Source organism: Priestia sp. TSO9 (assembly GCF_021029645.1).
Taxonomy (GTDB): Bacteria; Bacillota; Bacilli; order Bacillales; family Bacillaceae_H; genus Priestia; species Priestia megaterium_E.
Genome location: NZ_JAJEKD010000013.1, coordinates 870,915 through 888,027 on the forward strand (window position 1 = coordinate 870,915; position 17,113 = coordinate 888,027).

Sequence of the window (17,113 nt, forward strand, 5' to 3'; positions counted from 1 at the left end):
TACAATCATTTTAAGTTTTTTTATAATATAAAAGGAAAAAATTTAAGAAAATAATTATTTTCTTAAATAATCAATAATCATCAATTTGATTAACATAAAACATTTTTATCGGAAATAAAAAGTCTGTGTAATTCACAAAGGCTTTTTAATATAGATGGTTCAGAAAGGTACACCTTTTTAGACTATGTAGTTTCAAATGATATAAGGTCTATTTAGTTAATAAATTAGACCTTTTTGGACGAACAAAAAGTAATTTACCTTTATAGACGATGTGTCATATTCAATTTTAGTTAAAATAATTCAGGTTCCCGGAATACAAAAACCTTAGAAATCTATAGATTCCTAAGGTTTTCTTTGTATTCATGTTTCTTTTCATTCGTTATAGTAGCCTAACTTAGTATCCAGTAAATATTGACAAGTCCATACCTTAACAAACTAAGTACATTCCGTTAAATATTGCCTTTTATTTATTCAATCGGAAGCAACGTGTCAACCACAATACTGTTTACAGCATTGATATAAGCAAATGCACTTGCTTTCATAACATCCGTATCTGTTGCTTTGGCAACATACTTTTCTCCTCTATATTCCACTTGAATCTTCACTTTCCCTAATGCTTCCTTACCTCTTGATACACTGCTAATATTATATTCGATCAATTTAATATCTAAATCACTAATTTCTGTAATAGCTGAATACAAGGCATCAATCGGGCCAGAACCGACTGCACTACTTTTCAATATTTGATCACCCTTTTTAATCTTCACACTTGCAGACGGGAAATTTGTATTACTAATCACTTGCAAGTCGATTAGTTCATAAAAATGATTACTATAGTGCATTATATCCTGATTATGAATATCATTTTTCGCATAATAATTCTCAACGATGACATATAAGTCATGATTATATACTTCTTTTTTTGCATCTGCCAATGCAAGGAAAGCTTCAAATATCCCTTCAAATTGCATGTTAGTCATCTCATTAAAGCCTAATGATTCAAGAGCATTTCTCACCGCATGACGTCCAGAACGGGCGGTTAAAACAAGTTCCATATCATCTAAACCAACTTCAATCGGGCTAATGATTTCGTAAGCATCTCTTGCTTTTAATAAGCCGTCTTGGTGTATACCTGAAGAATGAGCAAAAGCATTATCACCCGTAATGGCTTTATTTACTTGTACATCAAGTCCCATTAAACTACTTACCAATCTAGATGTATTCATGATTTCTTTTGTATTAATATTTGTGTACGCATTATAAACTGATGAGCGTGTATTAATTGCCATCACGACCTCTTCTAGTGCAGCATTGCCTGCACGTTCACCAATGCCATTTATCGTACACTCAACTTTATCTGCCCCATTTTTAATTGCAGCTAACGTATTCGCAGTCGCCATACCAAGATCATTATGACAATGGACACTTAAAAGCACTTTATCATTCAAATTTTTCAAGCGATCATTTATTTTAAAGATTAGTTCACCAAACTCTTCCGGCTCGGCATAGCCAACTGTATCGGGCACATTAATAATGGTAGCCCCCGCCTTTACAACAGCTTCGATCGTTGCCCATAAATATTCGAAATCGGAGCGAGACGCATCCTCCGTTGAATATTGTACATTTGGTAGAAATGTTTTGGCATATTTTACTGCACCAACACCAAGATCTAAGATTTGACTTTTCGATTTTCCAAACTTCTTTTCTACATGAATGTCTGAAGCGCCTAACACTATATGGATTAACGGTTTTTCAGCATATTTCACACTATTATAAACAGCATCAATATCAGTCTTTACTGCTCTTGCTAACGCTGTAATGATCGTTTCGTCTGTATTTCCTATTTTCATAGCAATTTCTTTCACAGCATTAAAATCACCAGCTGAAGATGAAGGAAAACCAGCTTCGATAATATCGACTTTCAGCTTCTTTAGTTGCTGTGCTACTTCTAGTTTTTCATACAGGTTCAGCTTAGCCCCCGGAACTTGCTCGCCATCTCTTAAAGTCGTATCAAACATCCAAATTTTTCTCGTCATTTCAGAAACACTCCTTTGTCATATTAATGTATAAAAAAAAGCCCCGTCTCTATAAAAACATAGAGACGAGGCGTTGCTCGCGGTACCACTCTAATTGATCAATCATTACATAATTAACCCACTCATTTTCGGCAGCTATCACCACCTATCTTCATAACGGTAGAAAACCGACATCCCCTACTTATAATATTCAGGGAGTAGCTCTTGGATGAGTTCAAAGGCAATAACTACCGATTCTCACCAACCATCGGCTCTCTGACAAGTTTATATATCCTTCTACTATTTCCAATCTTTGCTTATTATTATTTGATTACATGCAATATTATATCTATCTACTCATTTTGTCAACATAGTTTTTTGAATAAAAAAATAATTCTTAATATAAAAATAACTATTCCTTAAATCATTAGTTTGCACATAAACATCTACTACCTTTGAGTAGTGTTTAAATTATTTACTTAAAAATAATTTTGTCTATTACATACCTTGTAGAAAAGGTTCTATTTGTCGTCACTTAGTGTAAATAATAAAACATATATTTTTATAAGTTAGTTATGCTATTTACATATAGGTTTTGAAAACTTATAATTTGTAACTATACATGGATTTAATATAATAAATTATTAATTAATATAGGAATAAAAGGTATATCTTTTATGATTAGAAATCTTAATAAAATTATCACAATAGAAGATATAATTGATATATTATCTCTTTCATTAAAGAAAACAATTTATACATGTATCTAACAACGAAAATTAAATTCTATCGATAAAGATGATTAGTATATCGAATGAGGAGAATTTGTAGTTAATGAAATATAAAAATAAAAAAAGTATATTAAAAGTTTTAGTTATTGCTTTACTTGCTATAGATATACTTTTTTATCTTTTAGCACTGAATAACTTATATGTTCTTTCCACAAGTGTTTCAATATATTTTTGTGTGTTCGTAATACATTTCGTCTATTTATACATAGCCCTTATAAGCGTTATCAGAACAAAAGCATTTAAAGTTCTTTGGGGTGTAATTTCCCCATTCTTTCTTATACCTATAGCAATCGTTGGATGGCTAGCGTTCTTTTATACTAATAAAGTTGACTATTACGATCTAAGTTCCCCTAATAATACACAAAAACTCGTTATTGGATATTCTAATTGGAGTCTAGGGGAAACTAATCATTACTATGACTTTTATAAACAAACGGGATTTCCGTTGGTAAAAAAACGACTCAACCAGAAACCTATTCATGTTATAACACGAGGTACGAATATGAGAGATTTAAATATTCTAGGAGCTGACAATGCCCAATGGAAAAATGAAAAAACAGTAACTTTTACGTCTCCATATCTAAATGAAGAAGTAACCTTAAGTTTAAAGTAAGTACTTATCTCTACTTAAACAACAAATTAGGGAAAAGCTTGTATCTTCTTAGTGCTGACCCCTGTTTTTGAGACAGGGATCAAAACACTTTTTAAATAACCAATTTTCTGTATTGTAGAGGTAATTAGTTGTTTAGTTGCAATAATACTTCTTTTACAGCTACACCGGCTATTCTCAGTTCAATGGCTTTTACTTTTTCTAGTCCATATTGATCAACCCACCGCACCAAAGGTAGCTTTTTTACTTTATAGTTAATATAAAAAATATTTTCAAAACATATTTGCTGTGTAAAGGTTGCATATCTCTGGCAACCTTTGAACAAACTATTTAAGACGCTGTGAAGCTTCTATTTGGAAATCATCACTACTTCTTGAGTTCACAAGATGCTTCATGAGAAAACTACTGATCCCTGTTCAGTAGTTTTTTCTTTTTAATACATAAGTTATTGATAATTTAAGCAAACTACTCAAGATGAACGGACTCATCAAAAATAAGATTGCGTTACAAAGAAACCTGCTGCAGAGATGATCAGTAGGTTTTTTTTGTTTTTTAAAGGTGTATATCATATACAACATTAGTTAACATAAAACCATTTATCAGAAATAAAAAGCCCTAAGAAAGTAAATTTTTTAGGGTTTTAAAACTTATAAAACTACTCGCTTTTCCATTCTTTAAAACGTTCATTAAGCTTATTTTTTACGATATTATAGTTATCCAATGTATCATTTACTTCATAAACAGAGCTAACATCAGGAAATAGGTCTGCATAGTCTTCGAAATATGTTCCTGAATCATAATAATCTTTTGTAAAATCATTTCCTTCTTTACTTAACATGTCACTAGCTAGTACGCCATCCCAATTCATATATATTTCCGTTCCTGATAACTGACTTTGTTTAAACTTTGTTATTTCATTAGAAGACACTTCTTTAAACTCCTTGCTATACAAGTTGTTATCTATAACCCAACCTAAATACATTCCTGTATGTACAAATCCTTGATCTTCATCCAATCCTTCTGGAAAATCACCTTCATAATGCCATTCTGCTTTATCATAAGCCATTGTCATATATTCTCCTTCTTCTTTATCTTCCTCTGCTAGACTTGGTTCTTCATTCCCCTGAAAAATTAAAAAAACAAATATCATTAGTAATATGCTTTTCAGTTTATGCAATCTATTTCTCCAATCTAATAAACTCTTGAAGATATTATATACCGATGAAATTTAAATGGATATACTTAACATAATCACTCTTCAAGGAAGGAAGCAAGAAAGCAAAAGAACCCTTGTGGCAGTAAGGGTTCTCGATGAGGATATTTTCTCGTTCATGCAGCTTTTTATACACCCTTGATATGACTACGTTTTCTCGATACCCCAGTGGAAGGTGAATGCATAAAAAGTCTGCATTATATAATATGTTAGTTCCTATAAAAATAGTCCTTATGAAGAATTATGCTATATTTTTTTGAAAATAGATTCCACGTTAAGTCTCCTTTATAAGAAAGGTCTAGATGAATCAATACTGTATTCTAATAGCATTTTTATAGCGTTTTCTGGTAATTGATTAGATTTCTCAAGTATTATTGGTGTCTGACCATTTCCGGTGGAATTATAGGAAACAAAAATTATTTTTTTTCGTCTTCACCAGGAAAGTTTAACTTCGTAGGTAATCTAGATTCCTGGGGGCTAATGTTTTCCTTAAATGTTGTGGACTTCTTATTTATAAGTATCTCGTAAAATTCACCGTTGTAAATGAATCCAATTGCCGGTGTATTACCATTGCTCATTAATAGACCCTCCTGATTTTCATATAAATACAAATGTACTTATATAGTATGATTTAGAAAGAGATATGGTATTCAATTTATAATCAAACAAATGTCATAGCAGCATTCCTTAATTTTCACGAAAAGGTTTATGTATTTTAGATCACTCTAAAAGAAGGCCATTTTTAGAAGGATTTTAGGTTTATAAGTCAAAATAGTCAACATGAACTTATAAAGCGATTGAAGGTTGTAGAAAGGGAGGGGCAAAAAACGGAGGATAGAAAATACTAACTTTATAATCCGAATTATTCCTTTTTTGTAATTAACGAAGTCGTCATTCCACCTATAAAAATTGTCGAACATGAAAAAAGAAACGTTTTAGGTCCTAATAAAGGAAGAGCTGCTGTTATGATAAAACCATCTATAATTAAAATAACCATCCCAATGTTTAAGGAAAAAGCTTTTGATATAAGTTGTGCTAGTAAATCTGTTCCTCCAGTACTTGTCTCGTATCGAAGCATAAGACCAACTCCCGTCCCAATACATATTCCTCCAAAGATTACACTAGGAAAAACAGAAAGTTGAAACTGGTCTTTAAGAGGCTCTAGCCAATCAATCAATAAAGAAGAAATAAGTAATCCATAAAAACTATTATAAAAATAAGTTCTTTCATAGACCCAAGCAAACCAACATAATGGTAAGCCCAAAATAATCATCGTTACACCTGTAGGAAATTCAAAATAATAGTGAAGGATAAGAGCAATTCCAATTGTTCCTCCATCTAACAAATAATGAGGAACTAAAAATCCATTAATTCCTATACTTAACAATAAGCTTCCGACAAGAACAACCGGTATTTTTTGAAACATAATAATCACCTTTTTAATCAATTTATCTCTTACTATATGTATAAGCTTTAGCTCCCTGTCATGAATGTTTTTTCTTTTTATGTAAATGAATAAAAGTTTATCTTTTAAGCAAACTACTCAAGATGGACAAATCATAATACTATAGCAAACTCCTAAAAAGTAGAAAAACTCCCTTCCAACCGATGGGAGTTTTTCTGCTTTTTAAGCTGTGTATTGTATACATGTTTAGTTCACATAATCAGCATTATCAGAAATCCTATTAACAATTCTAAAATCTCCTCCTTTTTAGTCTGTATAGTCTCACTATAATAACCTCATAATAAATAATAAAAAGGATCTTTGATTTTAAACAATACAGAACAAATAGTTAATTATATGGAGTTAAACGTAAGATGAAAAACGATCTTGATTTTCATAAACTAGATTAACCTTAACTAAAAAGTAATTATTAATGGATTTTGGAGTGAGAAATAATCATGCCTTTTATTGAAATAGACACGAATAAATACTTGTATTATGAAGAGCGTGGACAGGGTATGCCAGTCATCTTTATTCATCCACCTGGCATGGGAAATAAAGTCTTCCATTATCAATACGATTTATCCAAACATATGAGAGTCATCTTTCCAGATTTAAGTGGTCATGGACGAAGTCCTAAAGCTGAACAAACTGTATCAATTTCCTTCTATGCAAACGAAGTATTGTGTTTTATGGATGCGCTGCATTTAGACAAGGCTATTATATGTGGTTATTCTGCTGGCTGTCTAATTGCTCAAGAGCTGGCTATTTATCATCCCGATAGAATCGAATTATTAGTTTTCTCAGGAACTTACCCTATAGTAAGAGATATACCTGGACAACTATTACATAAAATAGGAATGTATATGGTGAAAGAACACCTAAATATATTAATAAAAAGCCTTTCTATAAGTCATACTCGGGACAAGACACTAAGAAAGAGCCTAGTTAGTTATATGAAAAAAGCAGATCAAGAATCATGGTATCAGTATTATAATCATTCATTACACTATAACTGTTTAGACAAACTTCATCACTTAACTATGCCTTTGTTGTGTATATATGGTGGGAAAAAGGATTGGACTACCCATTATATGAAAGAATATAAAAATAAATGTAAGCATGCTGAATTCTTCGTTTTGCCACAACAGGGTCATCAACTGCCTACAAAAAAGTGGGTTCAATTTAATGAGCTAATTACAGGATTTGTCTTAAATAAATCCAGTTATAATATATGAAACCTCCTTAATCTATAAGGAGGCCTCTCTTTTTAAAACATAAAAAATTGCTTTGTTATATCGCATCATTTTTATTTAACGATTGTTAGGGAAGACTCTTTTAACAGTTTCAGTAAAATCTTCAAATAAGCCATTTCTTGTCGCATCTTCATTAATTCGGTTTCCGTACTCTTCCATACGATTTACAAAATCAGGATCGGATGACACATACACATTTCGAGTATCTTTATCTGTAGCTTTAACTTGATCTGAAATTTTCTTTTTTAAACGATCGGTTACTTCATTGTTTGCTTCATTCTTTAAAACAACAGCCACGTATGCATTTCGGTTTGTAACAATCACATTTGCAGTGTCTACTTCATTTAATTTAGCAATACGCTCCGCAGCTTTATCAGCTACCTCTAATCGTGTCTGATTATTATTATCTACATTATTATTTTGAACACCGTCGGGTTGAAATCCCACGTCTCGTAGATCATTGTTATCACGATTATTTTGAGCTTTTTGTTCAGACGGTTCTTCAGTTGGATCAGGCTCAGCTTCATCTTTTTTATCATTACAACCAAAAAGAAATCCTACTGATAAAATAGCTGATAAGAGTCCCAGTACATACTTTTTTGTCTTCATTCTTTTTTCACTCCTTCTAATAGTAATACACGTATTAAGGTTTACATTGTTTTTTAAATAATTACAGGAAATACCTTGAAAATTCAAGGAGTAATAAACTTTTGTATACAGAGCAAACTACTCAGGACGCCGTGAGGCATCAGTCCTTTAATCAAATAAATGTAGCAGAAAAATTCCCTTCCAATCGAAGGGAGTTTTTTATTTTTTAAGCTGTTATTTTCCCTTTTGACGTAAAGAATGCTGTTTTATTCTCCATCCATTCCAATACAATTTTTAAAATTCTTTTAATAAGAGTATATGCATTTATTATTTATCAAAAAATATAGAGAAAATTGGATTCCTTGGATCTTAAGAACTAGCTATATGGTGCTTACTCGAAGAAGAACCTTTTTGACAAATGGGGTGAAAACTTGAAATCAAAAATAATCTTAATTCTTAGTATAGCTTTTATTGCATTTATGCTTTTTTTACTCTTTTTTTATCTAATTAAAGGAGATTCCTCTCGTTGGCAGGTAGCATTGGGAGGTGTGATAGTAAGCGCATTACCAATCTTGTTATTGTTTATGAAGGTTAATCCCTTCCCAATTTCTCTTATAGTGGGATATTATGTTTTTCTTTTTTGCACCCTGTTTTTAGGGTCAATTGAAGATTTTTATAATCGCTTTAAATGGTGGGATGCTGTTCTACATTTTCACAAAGGAATCTTCATGGGATTTGTAGGAATTTCTCTTTATAAGCGACTTATAGCTACTCGTATACAAGCTGAAATTTCTAGATGGGCCATTTTCTTATTTGTACTTTCAATCTCCGTGAATGCTACAGTTTTGTGGGAAGTTTATGAGTTTTTAGGTGATTTGACTTTTACTCACACTATGCAATCAGGAGGAAATACAGATACTATGTATGACATGATCTTAGGTATGACATCAGCTCTTTTAACTGCTATTTATTCTATGAAACGACGAGAAAAACTATAAATAATATAGGAGGTGTTGAAATGAAACGTAAGCTTGTTATATTGTTTAGTTTGATTTACGTTATTTTTATGGGGTGCTTGGCAGCATTTTACTATGTGAGTAATGAATCCTTTAAGACCATGGTTTCAATAGGTGGTTTTGCATGCGGATTAATCCCCCTTTTGTTAGCTTTTTTTACTAAGCTTAAATTTAACTTGCCTATCATCATTTCCTACTTAGTTTTTTTATTTTGCTCACAGTACCTGGGTTCAATTGTAGGTTGGTATGGATTAGGATGGTGGGATACATTTTTACACTTAATAAGTGGGGCTATCCTTGCTTTTGTGGGGATCGCTTTATATGAACGATTGATACATCGAAGTGCAGGAGAGTATATATCAGCATGGTTTGTTTTTCTATTTACCTTTTCGTTTGCTGCACTTGGAGGCGTCATTTGGGAAATATACGAATTTAGCTCAGATCAACTTTTCGGAATGACTTTACAGGGTGGTGGAAATAAAGATACGATGATTGATTTAATTGCCGATACTTTAGGAGGCCTTCTTATAGGAGCATGGGCAGGGTGGCGCACAAAGATAAAAAGGTCTAATTGAAGTTAACTAAACGTCAAATATTCTATGCATATGGTAAAACTCCTTAAGGATTAAGGAGTTTTATTCATATGGTCTCATAATGATTTCAAAATCTTTCTCTAACATACATTTTCGTTATAAGGATGGGAATAGTAACAAACAGATATTTTGGATGAGTAGAATCTCCAAAAAGAATCAATACGCTTTAAAAATAATACAATGGATGTGTAATAGATGTCAGTGTCTACAACAGGAAAGAGAAAAGAGAAAATTTATATCATTATTGCACTTGTACTACTTTTTCTTTATTTTCTTCCTATGTATGTATTAGGAGAAAATGCTCACATACGTGTTCATGATAATTTAGATTCTAATATTGCCTGGTATAAGGTGCTGGCTGAAAGTGGTCAGATATTTGGGGGCCTTCACTCTACGATCCCCCAGGTTATTAATGGATTACCGCGTGATGCGTTCGGGACGGCATTCAGTGGAATTGTTTGGCTTCATGCTCTCTTTCCTTCCATGACTGCTTACGCTTTAAGCCAGACGATTACTCGGTTAGTTGCTTTTTGTGGAATGTATTTACTATTGAAGAAGCACTTTATTAAACACGAAGATGCCCACTTTGTTCGTATTGGTGTTTCACTTGCATTTGCACTTACTCCATTTTGGCCTTCAGGCATGTTAAGTACATTAGGCTACCCTCTTGCTTTATGGGCATTTTTGAATATTCGTTCTGGAGATTTTTCATGGAAGGAATGGGTGGTTCTTTTCCTTCTACCCTTTTATTCAAGCTTTGTACTTGGCTTTTTCTTCTTTTTAGTAGCGATTTCTTTTTTATGGATTTATGACTTAATTAGAAAGAGAAAGTGGAATTGGCCATTTCTATTTAGCCTTATTTTTATGACATCCCTTTACCTTTTAATTGAGTATCGCCTTGTCTATTCAATGATTATCTCAGAACAGCCAAATCATAGGATGGAATTTATATCTTCACGACATGATTTTTGGCACTCTATGCGCCTTTCCCTTAAAAACTTTCTTATAGGGCATACACATGTTATGACTGTTCATACGCATGTTATTCTCCCAATATTATTTTTGACCCTTATTCTATTAGCTTTTAAGAGGAAGATAAAATATAACAAAATATTCATTTTTTTATTTCTTTTAAATTTTGCTTTATCGATATGGTACGCTTTTTGGTTTAATAATTTATGGATCCCTCTCAAAGAAAAGATCAGCTTTTTAAATACATTTAACTTTGCGAGGTTTCATTTCTTACGAATTATTGTTATTTACCTTAGTTTCAGCTTAGCCTGTTACGTTCTATGGTCATTAGGAAAGTTTTGGAGGCAAATAGCTACTTTAGCAATTATAAGTCAAATCATAACACTTCTCCTGTTTAATGAAGAACTTCTTTATGGCCATTACTTTCACTCTCCTTCTTTTAGGGAGTTTTATGCTACAAAACAGTTCAACGATATAAAGGAATATATAGGGGATTCTCAAGATTCGTACCGAGTAGCAAGTATTGGAATTCACCCAGCTATTTCACAATACAATGGGTTTTATACCCTAGATACTTATAACAATGTATATCCCCTTGAATATAAGTATAAATTTCGAAAGATAATAGCCAAAGAGTTAGACAAAAATAAGCAGTTAAGAAAATATTACGATGAATGGGGAAGCCGTTGTTACCTCTTCGTTGATGAACTTGGTAAAACATATGAGTTCAGAAAAGACCAGAAAAAAGAGATACATCATCTACAGTTAAACACGAATCAATTTAAAAAAATGGGTGGTCGATATATCTTTTCATCGGTCCCTATTTTGAACGCGAAAGATAATAACCTTTCGCTCTTGAAGGAATTTAATCATAAAGAATCTGCATGGAAGATTTACTTGTATCAAGTAATGTAGGAGGTATAAAAATTGAAGTCAATGCGGCCCTTACTAACAATAGTGGTTCCATGTTACAACGAACAAGAAGTATTAAAAGACACCATTACTCAACTATCCTCTGTTTTAGATGATTTAAGAAAAGAAGAGTTAATTTCAGCTAGCAGTAAGATATTATTTGTAGATGACGGTAGTAAAGATCGGACATGGTCATTAATTGCGATGGAAAGTACTATTAATAGCTATGTAACGGGACTAAAGCTATCATGCAATGTAGGGCATCAGAAAGCTCTTCTTGCCGGACTAGAAAAAGCTAAATCTAAATCGGACTGTGTCATTTCCATTGATGCCGACCTACAAGATGACGTTTCTGTTATTCGAAGTTTCCTCTTAAAGTATCATGAGGGAGATGAAATTGTATATGGTGTACGCGATAGCAGAGAAACAGATACTTTCTTTAAACGAAATACTGCTTTATGTTTTTATCGTCTTATGCAAAAGTTGAATATCAACCTTATTTACAACCATGCAGATTATCGGTTAATGAGCAAGCGAGCGATTGAAGAACTTTCGCGTTATAAAGAAGCAGATTTGTTTTTAAGAGGAATTGTTCCTTTGATTGGATTTAACTCCTCAAACGTAACATATAGTCGAAAAAAACGTTTAGCCGGTGAAACCAAATATCCTCTGAAAAAGATGATCTCTTTTGCCTTTAATGGTCTTACCTCATTTAGTGTGGTTCCAATCCGAGCCTTTACTCTTTTAGGGTGTTTATTATTTTTTATAAGTGTGATGACAGGCTGTTATGCGTTTATTCAAAAGGTATTAGGCAATACAAGTATAGGGTGGACCTCTCTAATGATCTCTATTTGGTTGTTAGGTGCCATACAGTTAATAAGTATTGGAGTAATAGGAGAATATATTGGAAAGATATTTATAGAAGTAAAAAAGAGGCCTCCGTATGCGATTGATATTGACCTATATACAGAAAGATTAGGGGTGTCAACGTGCGCAGAAGAAAGTTTATTAACTAAAGAAGAGTTCAACTAAATCAGCTGTTCTGTAATAAAGTGTACAGATTATATATACCCAATCCACTTCTTTCTTTGTTTTAAGCTGTGTACGATTACGAATCTGTAACGTTTCCATCACTTCTTTGACGGGGATTCCTGCCAATCTCATTTCAATTGCTTTTAATTTCACTTCTACTGGATAGCTCACTTTTGTTCCCATAGAAAAGACACCTCCAAGTTATTGTTAGGTACTACATACCGGTTTTTAACTTAAAGGTGTTTTTTATTTGTCTCACTCTATGGGGTCAGTCCCATAATCCAGGGATTTTCTTACAGCTCTTTTTCCAAACAGTTAACTTGATTATGATGCAGCGGCTTAGTGGCATAATGTGTAAAACCAAGGCGTTCCCAAAACAGCTTGGCTCTAGGATTTTGAGACAGAACGCCAAGGCGAAGAACGGAAACTCCTTCTTCTTTTAGCTTGTCTTCAAACGCTAGATACGCCTGCGTTCCGAAACTAAAATTGTGGTAGGCACTATGAATGATAAAAGCCCCAATCCATGGACGGTCATCATTTGGGTTTTGTTTCATGTAATCAATAACCCCTACGTATGTATCGTCGGCTTTTATAAAGTAACTGTCCGTTTTTTCATTCGTATATTCTTTAAAAAGCTCTTCTTCACTCCGCTCTTTTTTACCGTTTTCTAACACGTTATAAGCTTCGTTTGAATTGATAATCTCTGACACAATATACATCGTGTCAGCTGTAATAGGTTCAAATGAGATCATATGTCTTCCCTTCTTTCCCTGTAAAGTAGCTGTATATCGTTGCTTTATCAATTTTACCATTTTTCATTCGCGGAAAGGACGTTAAAACTCTCCATACGCGCGGGATTTTATAAGGGGATACTCGTTGTGTCAGCGCTTGTCTCACATCAGAAAGAGCAATGTTCTCTAAAACAATTGCTGCACCTACTACTTCTGAACGTTCAGCATCCGATACGCTAAAAACGGCTGCTTCGCTAACGCCCGGTATTTGTAAAAGCAGCTCTTCAATTTCTTCGGCATACACTAAGCTTCCGCTGCTTTTGATTACATTTTTGTCTCTTCCTACGATGGTAATGCTTCCGTCTTGAAGCTGAACCGCAATATCATGCGACGTAACATATCCATTAAAAAATGAGCGGTTCGTTTCTTCGCTGTCATTAACAAACCCTTCAAATGCTTGATTTGTTTTCACGAATAGTGTTCCTTTGTCTCCTTTTTCTACTGCTTTTCCACGCTCGGTCAGGATTAAAACGTCTACGCTGTTAACAGGATAGCCTACTGTATGAGGCATCGTTTTAGCTGTATGTGGTGAAAGCACCGTAACAAATCCCATTTCGGAAGATCCGTAATATTCATACAGATAGGCATTAGGAAATGCTTGTGAAAATTTCTTTCGAACGGAAGGAGATAATTTATTGCCTACTGAAATCACGGTTTTTGGCAGAAGTCGTTTTTCTTTTGGTCTGCTTTGTACATAACGAAGCAACGGAGAAATTAATGCAGGTGTAATAGACATACAGCTAGCTTCCTTGTTAAAAACAGCCGAAGGTGTAAACGCTTCTAGCATGATAGCGTGCATACCGCTGCAAAGCGCATGCAAAACTGGGTAAAGCTGGGCAGAATACGAGATATGTAAAGGAACAAGCACTTTGTGGTGTTGCTCTAAAGAAAATATATCTGACCACTCTTGAAATGATGAAGACCAAGAATAATGCGATTTTACAAACCCTTTTGGTCTCCCTGTTGACCCAGAGGTAAATCCAAATAAAAATAAATCGGATAGTGCATTCACTCGCCGTACGGGCAGGATTGGTTTTTCTTTTGTTATGTTAGTTAAAGAAAATGTTTTCCATAGCCAATTCGGGGATTGAATAGAAAAATAGGTATCTACTTCAGCCTCTGTTAGCTCATTATGTAAAAGCATCACAATTCCACCCGCTTTTAAAATCGCTAAAAATGACACAACAGCTTCTGCATTGTTTGGCATACTTAACGCAACGACCTCTCCTTTTTCCATCCCTTTTTCTTTCAGCTGATTTTCGGCTTTGCATACATGATCCCACATTTGACCGTAGCTTAGTTTATTAACAGAATCCGATAGTGCCAGTTTTCCAGGCGTTTGTTGACACTGATAAAAAATTAGTTCTTCAATTCGTTTCATTACTGCTTAAACTCCCTTTTTCTTTTACTTTTAGTGTACCGTAAATACGGGTTTGAGAAAATAAAAATGTAAACTTTAATAAAAATTGAGTTGACTAATTTAAGTTTAATAAGATACGATAGTCATGTTTTATCATACATAGCGGAGGTTTACGATGAAAACAAAAGATATGACGTACGTTGCATTATTCACGGCTATAATGGGAGCTCTAGGACTCGTCCCTCCTATTTTTTTATCTTTTACACCCGTTCCAATTACTCTTCAGCCTATGGGTGTCATGCTATCGGGGGGAATCCTTGGAGCTAGGTTAGGAGCTTTAAGTCAATTTCTTTTTTTATGTTTGCTAGCAGCTGGCGTTCCTTTACTTGCTGGAGGACGCGGAGGAATCGGGGTATTTTTGAGTCCGAGTGCTGGGTATATCATTGGCTATGTGTTTGCAGCTTTCTTTATTGGCTGGACGCTGTCACGATTAAAAAATGTAACGGTTGCAAAAGCATTTGCCGTAAATGTGTTATTTGGGATTGGGTTGGTATATGCATGCGGCATTCCTGTACAGGCACTACAGCTTCACACTCCATTTCTAAAATCTCTTCAGCTAAGCTTCGTTTACCTTCCAGGTGACTGTATAAAAGCAGTGGTCGCGGCTTATCTAATTACAAAAGTTCGAAAAGCAGTAGCGGTACCTGGCCGTTCTAACACGGCTTCTATGTAAGGAAGTGATGACTTATCTATCAAGCAGCAATTGTAAAAGCGAAGCGTACGGTCATTGGAAAAGAAAACGGTCTACTGAAAGATTTTCATGTTCAAGAGCTAACGGCTCCTTTATTAAAACATCTTAGCGCTGGAATTGAACATGAAATTGATGACGTTATTTTAGGGAATGTTGTAGGTCCAGGAGGAAACGTAGCTAGGCTATCCGCTTTAGAAGCAGACCTCCCTTTTTCTATCCCGGGAATGACCATTGATCGTCAGTGCGGAGCTGGCTTAGAAGCGATTCGAATGGCCAGCTATTTGATAAAAGCAGGCGCTGGAACGTGTTATTTAGCTGGAGGCGTTGAAAGTACAAGTACTTCTCCTTTTGAAAAAAGAGCACGTTTTTCTCCTGATAAAATTGGTGACCCTGACATGGGGATTGCAGCAGAAAACGTAGCTCAGCGATACAATATATCTAAAGATCAGCAGGACAGATATGCTCTTTTAAGTCATGAAAGAAGCTGGGAGGCTTTTGAAAAAAAGTTGTTTGAAGAAGAAACGCTTCCTCTTCCAAACATGATGCACGATGAAGCATTTATGAAAAAACGAAACCTAACAAAGCTGCTGCAAAAAGCCAGCCCCGTCTTTTTGAAAAAAGAAGGCACCGTCACCGCAGCCAACAGCTGTGGAATTAACGACGGTGCCTGCGTTACCCTTGTGATGGAAGAGACAAAAGCACGCGCCTTAGGCTTTCAGCCCGTTTTGCGTTTTATCGACGCCGATATTTCAGGAGTGTCACCTCTTTACCCTGCTATTGCACCCATTTCTGCGATTAAAAATATCTTGAAGCGAAATTCTCTTACGGTAGATGATATTGACTTATTTGAAATCAATGAAGCCTTTGCCGTTAAAGTTGTTGCTTGTATGCAAGAACTGGGGATATCAGAAGAAAAAGTAAATATTCGCGGTGGAGCATTGACGCTAGGACACCCGTACGGAGCATCAGGAGCTATTTTAACTACGCGTCTTTTTTATGAAAGCAAGCGCCGTGACGTGCAATATGTCATAGCGGCTTTAGGAAGCGGAGGCGGAATAGGAACAGCGGTATTATTTGAAGTAATCAAATAATACCGCTGTTTTTATCCTTTTCTTATCACGTTGTGTTGTATTAAATATTGCTCAATATCTTCAAATGTCTCAACTGGAACAAATGAAACGTTTTGTTCGCGCAGTAAATCTTGCAAAGAATCTTTTGCAAATGTGACGTCTGCATATTTTGCCGGATGCGAATCCGGCTCGCTGTCTCCAGCAAAATAAATCGTTTCGTATGTCTCTTTTAGTTCTTTAATAACAGCCGATTTATCAATGCCGTAGCGTTCTGAATGCCATCTGTGAGCAGGGTCTAGACGCAAGTGAACGTTGTTTTGATGGAAATATCCTTCATTTGAATAAACTTCCACTTTTTCAACACCGTATTTATCTAAAATCGGTTTAATATAGTACGTTGTTCCAGCACTTAAAATATAAAAATCTCCGCCGTTTTCCTGAACAGCTTTAATAAAATCGGGCACGTATTCATCAATTGGAATATTCGCTACTTCTTCTAAAATTTTCGGTTCTTCTTGGTGAATGGATTGAAAAACAGTAGATAAAAAATCAATATCTTTTATTTCTCCTGCTTTCCATCGGTGGAACAGTTCTTCACCTTCTGGAAAATACTTTTCAATCACAATCCAGTAAAAATCTTTTTTTGAAATTGTGCCATCAAAATCTGATACAAACGCCCATTTTTTCATTCTTTACACG

At 34.4% G+C, this 17,113-nt stretch carries 16 protein-coding genes, 1 pseudogene and 1 other annotated feature; of the genes and pseudogenes, 8 read left to right on the plus strand and 9 right to left on the minus strand.

What is annotated here, in order from left to right:
* Positions 1 to 467: 467 nt before the first annotated feature.
* A complete protein-coding gene (locus LJC66_RS12610; RefSeq protein ID WP_230932679.1) occupies positions 468 to 2,036 on the minus strand; it encodes a 2-isopropylmalate synthase in 1,569 nt (522 codons plus the stop codon).
* A gap of 58 nt (positions 2,037 to 2,094) precedes the next feature.
* Positions 2,095 to 2,338, minus strand: a binding site (T-box leader).
* Positions 2,339 to 2,849: 511 nt separating this feature from the next.
* Between LJC66_RS12610 and LJC66_RS12615 the strand changes: the two genes are divergently transcribed.
* Positions 2,850 to 3,419: a hypothetical protein gene (locus tag LJC66_RS12615; RefSeq protein WP_195696954.1), complete on the plus strand. Its 570-nt coding sequence runs from the start codon at positions 2,850 to 2,852 to the stop codon at positions 3,417 to 3,419.
* Positions 3,420 to 4,071: 652 nt separating this feature from the next.
* Here the strand turns inward: LJC66_RS12615 and LJC66_RS12620 are convergent.
* The 3 genes from LJC66_RS12620 to LJC66_RS12630 all read right to left on the minus strand — a co-directional run bounded on the left by LJC66_RS12620 (position 4,072) and on the right by LJC66_RS12630 (position 6,076).
* A complete protein-coding gene (locus LJC66_RS12620; protein ID WP_161515497.1) occupies positions 4,072 to 4,488 on the minus strand; it encodes a DUF7832 domain-containing protein in 417 nt (138 codons plus the stop codon).
* 557 nt (positions 4,489 to 5,045) lie between these two features.
* Positions 5,046 to 5,207, minus strand: coding sequence for a hypothetical protein (locus LJC66_RS12625; protein ID WP_230932680.1), 162 nt, complete (start codon positions 5,205 to 5,207; stop codon positions 5,046 to 5,048).
* Positions 5,208 to 5,491: 284 nt separating this feature from the next.
* A complete protein-coding gene (locus LJC66_RS12630; protein WP_195696952.1) occupies positions 5,492 to 6,076 on the minus strand; it encodes a YitT family protein in 585 nt (194 codons plus the stop codon).
* Positions 6,077 to 6,531: 455 nt separating this feature from the next.
* On the opposite strand from LJC66_RS12630, the gene LJC66_RS12635 reads away from it, so the two are divergent.
* Entirely contained in the window at positions 6,532 to 7,311 is a 780-nt protein-coding gene (locus LJC66_RS12635; protein ID WP_230932681.1) for an alpha/beta fold hydrolase, read from the plus strand.
* 75 nt (positions 7,312 to 7,386) lie between these two features.
* On the opposite strand, the gene LJC66_RS12640 is transcribed toward LJC66_RS12635, so the two are convergent.
* Complete coding sequence (locus LJC66_RS12640; RefSeq protein ID WP_195696950.1) at positions 7,387 to 7,938, minus strand: YhcN/YlaJ family sporulation lipoprotein; 552 nt, start codon at positions 7,936 to 7,938, stop codon at positions 7,387 to 7,389.
* A 410-nt stretch (positions 7,939 to 8,348) separates the two neighbouring features.
* On the opposite strand from LJC66_RS12640, the gene LJC66_RS12645 reads away from it, so the two are divergent.
* From LJC66_RS12645 to LJC66_RS12660, 4 genes are all read left to right on the plus strand, one after another.
* Positions 8,349 to 8,915: a DUF2238 domain-containing protein gene (locus LJC66_RS12645; RefSeq protein WP_195696949.1), complete on the plus strand. Its 567-nt coding sequence runs from the start codon at positions 8,349 to 8,351 to the stop codon at positions 8,913 to 8,915.
* 20 nt (positions 8,916 to 8,935) lie between these two features.
* The gene (locus tag LJC66_RS12650; protein WP_195696948.1) at positions 8,936 to 9,508 is read left to right on the plus strand and encodes a DUF2238 domain-containing protein; all 573 of its coding nucleotides are present in this window, start codon (positions 8,936 to 8,938) and stop codon (positions 9,506 to 9,508) included.
* Between the two features lie 213 nt (positions 9,509 to 9,721).
* Positions 9,722 to 11,413 (plus strand): DUF6044 family protein, encoded by a 1,692-nt coding sequence (locus tag LJC66_RS12655; protein ID WP_230932682.1) that lies wholly within the window; start codon positions 9,722 to 9,724, stop codon positions 11,411 to 11,413.
* Between the two features lie 12 nt (positions 11,414 to 11,425).
* Positions 11,426 to 12,442: a glycosyltransferase family 2 protein gene (locus tag LJC66_RS12660; RefSeq protein WP_230932683.1), complete on the plus strand. Its 1,017-nt coding sequence runs from the start codon at positions 11,426 to 11,428 to the stop codon at positions 12,440 to 12,442.
* Positions 12,443 to 12,499: 57 nt separating this feature from the next.
* On the opposite strand, the pseudogene LJC66_RS12665 reads toward LJC66_RS12660, so the two are convergent.
* The 3 genes and pseudogenes from LJC66_RS12665 to LJC66_RS12675 all read right to left on the minus strand — a co-directional run.
* Positions 12,500 to 12,625, minus strand: a pseudogene (locus LJC66_RS12665) (IS3 family transposase); the annotation flags it as partial.
* 110 nt (positions 12,626 to 12,735) lie between these two features.
* Entirely contained in the window at positions 12,736 to 13,194 is a 459-nt protein-coding gene (locus LJC66_RS12670; RefSeq protein WP_195696945.1) for a GNAT family N-acetyltransferase, read from the minus strand.
* The gene (locus LJC66_RS12675; protein WP_230932684.1) at positions 13,181 to 14,614 is read right to left on the minus strand and encodes a class I adenylate-forming enzyme family protein; all 1,434 of its coding nucleotides are present in this window, start codon (positions 14,612 to 14,614) and stop codon (positions 13,181 to 13,183) included. Before LJC66_RS12675 ends, LJC66_RS12670 begins: the two co-directional genes overlap by 14 nt.
* Positions 14,615 to 14,768: 154 nt before the next feature.
* On the opposite strand from LJC66_RS12675, the gene LJC66_RS12680 reads away from it, so the two are divergent.
* Positions 14,769 to 15,326, plus strand: a complete 558-nt coding sequence (locus LJC66_RS12680) for a biotin transporter BioY (protein ID WP_230932685.1) — start codon at positions 14,769 to 14,771, stop codon at positions 15,324 to 15,326.
* Between the two features lie 14 nt (positions 15,327 to 15,340).
* The gene (locus LJC66_RS12685) at positions 15,341 to 16,435 is read left to right on the plus strand and encodes an acetyl-CoA C-acyltransferase (RefSeq protein ID WP_195697051.1); all 1,095 of its coding nucleotides are present in this window, start codon (positions 15,341 to 15,343) and stop codon (positions 16,433 to 16,435) included.
* An 11-nt stretch (positions 16,436 to 16,446) separates the two neighbouring features.
* On the opposite strand, the gene LJC66_RS12690 is transcribed toward LJC66_RS12685, so the two are convergent.
* Complete coding sequence (locus LJC66_RS12690; protein ID WP_230932686.1) at positions 16,447 to 17,103, minus strand: MtnX-like HAD-IB family phosphatase; 657 nt, start codon at positions 17,101 to 17,103, stop codon at positions 16,447 to 16,449.
* Between the last annotated feature and the right edge of the window lie 10 nt (positions 17,104 to 17,113).

Excerpts from the sequence above, each read along its gene's own strand:
- LJC66_RS12610 (WP_230932679.1), bottom strand. The coding sequence starts at position 2,036 with ATGACGAGAAAAATTTGGATGTTTGATACGACTTTAAGAGATGGCGAG.
- LJC66_RS12615 (WP_195696954.1), top strand. The coding sequence starts at position 2,850 with ATGAAATATAAAAATAAAAAAAGTATATTAAAAGTTTTAGTTATTGCT.
- LJC66_RS12620 (WP_161515497.1), bottom strand. The coding sequence starts at position 4,488 with ATGACAATGGCTTATGATAAAGCAGAATGGCATTATGAAGGTGATTTT.
- LJC66_RS12625 (WP_230932680.1), bottom strand. The coding sequence starts at position 5,207 with ATGAGCAATGGTAATACACCGGCAATTGGATTCATTTACAACGGTGAA.
- LJC66_RS12635 (WP_230932681.1), top strand. The coding sequence starts at position 6,532 with ATGCCTTTTATTGAAATAGACACGAATAAATACTTGTATTATGAAGAG.
- LJC66_RS12640 (WP_195696950.1), bottom strand. The coding sequence starts at position 7,938 with ATGAAGACAAAAAAGTATGTACTGGGACTCTTATCAGCTATTTTATCA.
- LJC66_RS12650 (WP_195696948.1), top strand. The coding sequence starts at position 8,936 with ATGAAACGTAAGCTTGTTATATTGTTTAGTTTGATTTACGTTATTTTT.
- LJC66_RS12655 (WP_230932682.1), top strand. The coding sequence starts at position 9,722 with ATGTCAGTGTCTACAACAGGAAAGAGAAAAGAGAAAATTTATATCATT.
- LJC66_RS12670 (WP_195696945.1), bottom strand. The coding sequence starts at position 13,194 with ATGATCTCATTTGAACCTATTACAGCTGACACGATGTATATTGTGTCA.
- LJC66_RS12675 (WP_230932684.1), bottom strand. The coding sequence starts at position 14,614 with ATGAAACGAATTGAAGAACTAATTTTTTATCAGTGTCAACAAACGCCT.
- LJC66_RS12680 (WP_230932685.1), top strand. The coding sequence starts at position 14,769 with ATGAAAACAAAAGATATGACGTACGTTGCATTATTCACGGCTATAATG.
- LJC66_RS12690 (WP_230932686.1), bottom strand. The coding sequence starts at position 17,103 with ATGAAAAAATGGGCGTTTGTATCAGATTTTGATGGCACAATTTCAAAA.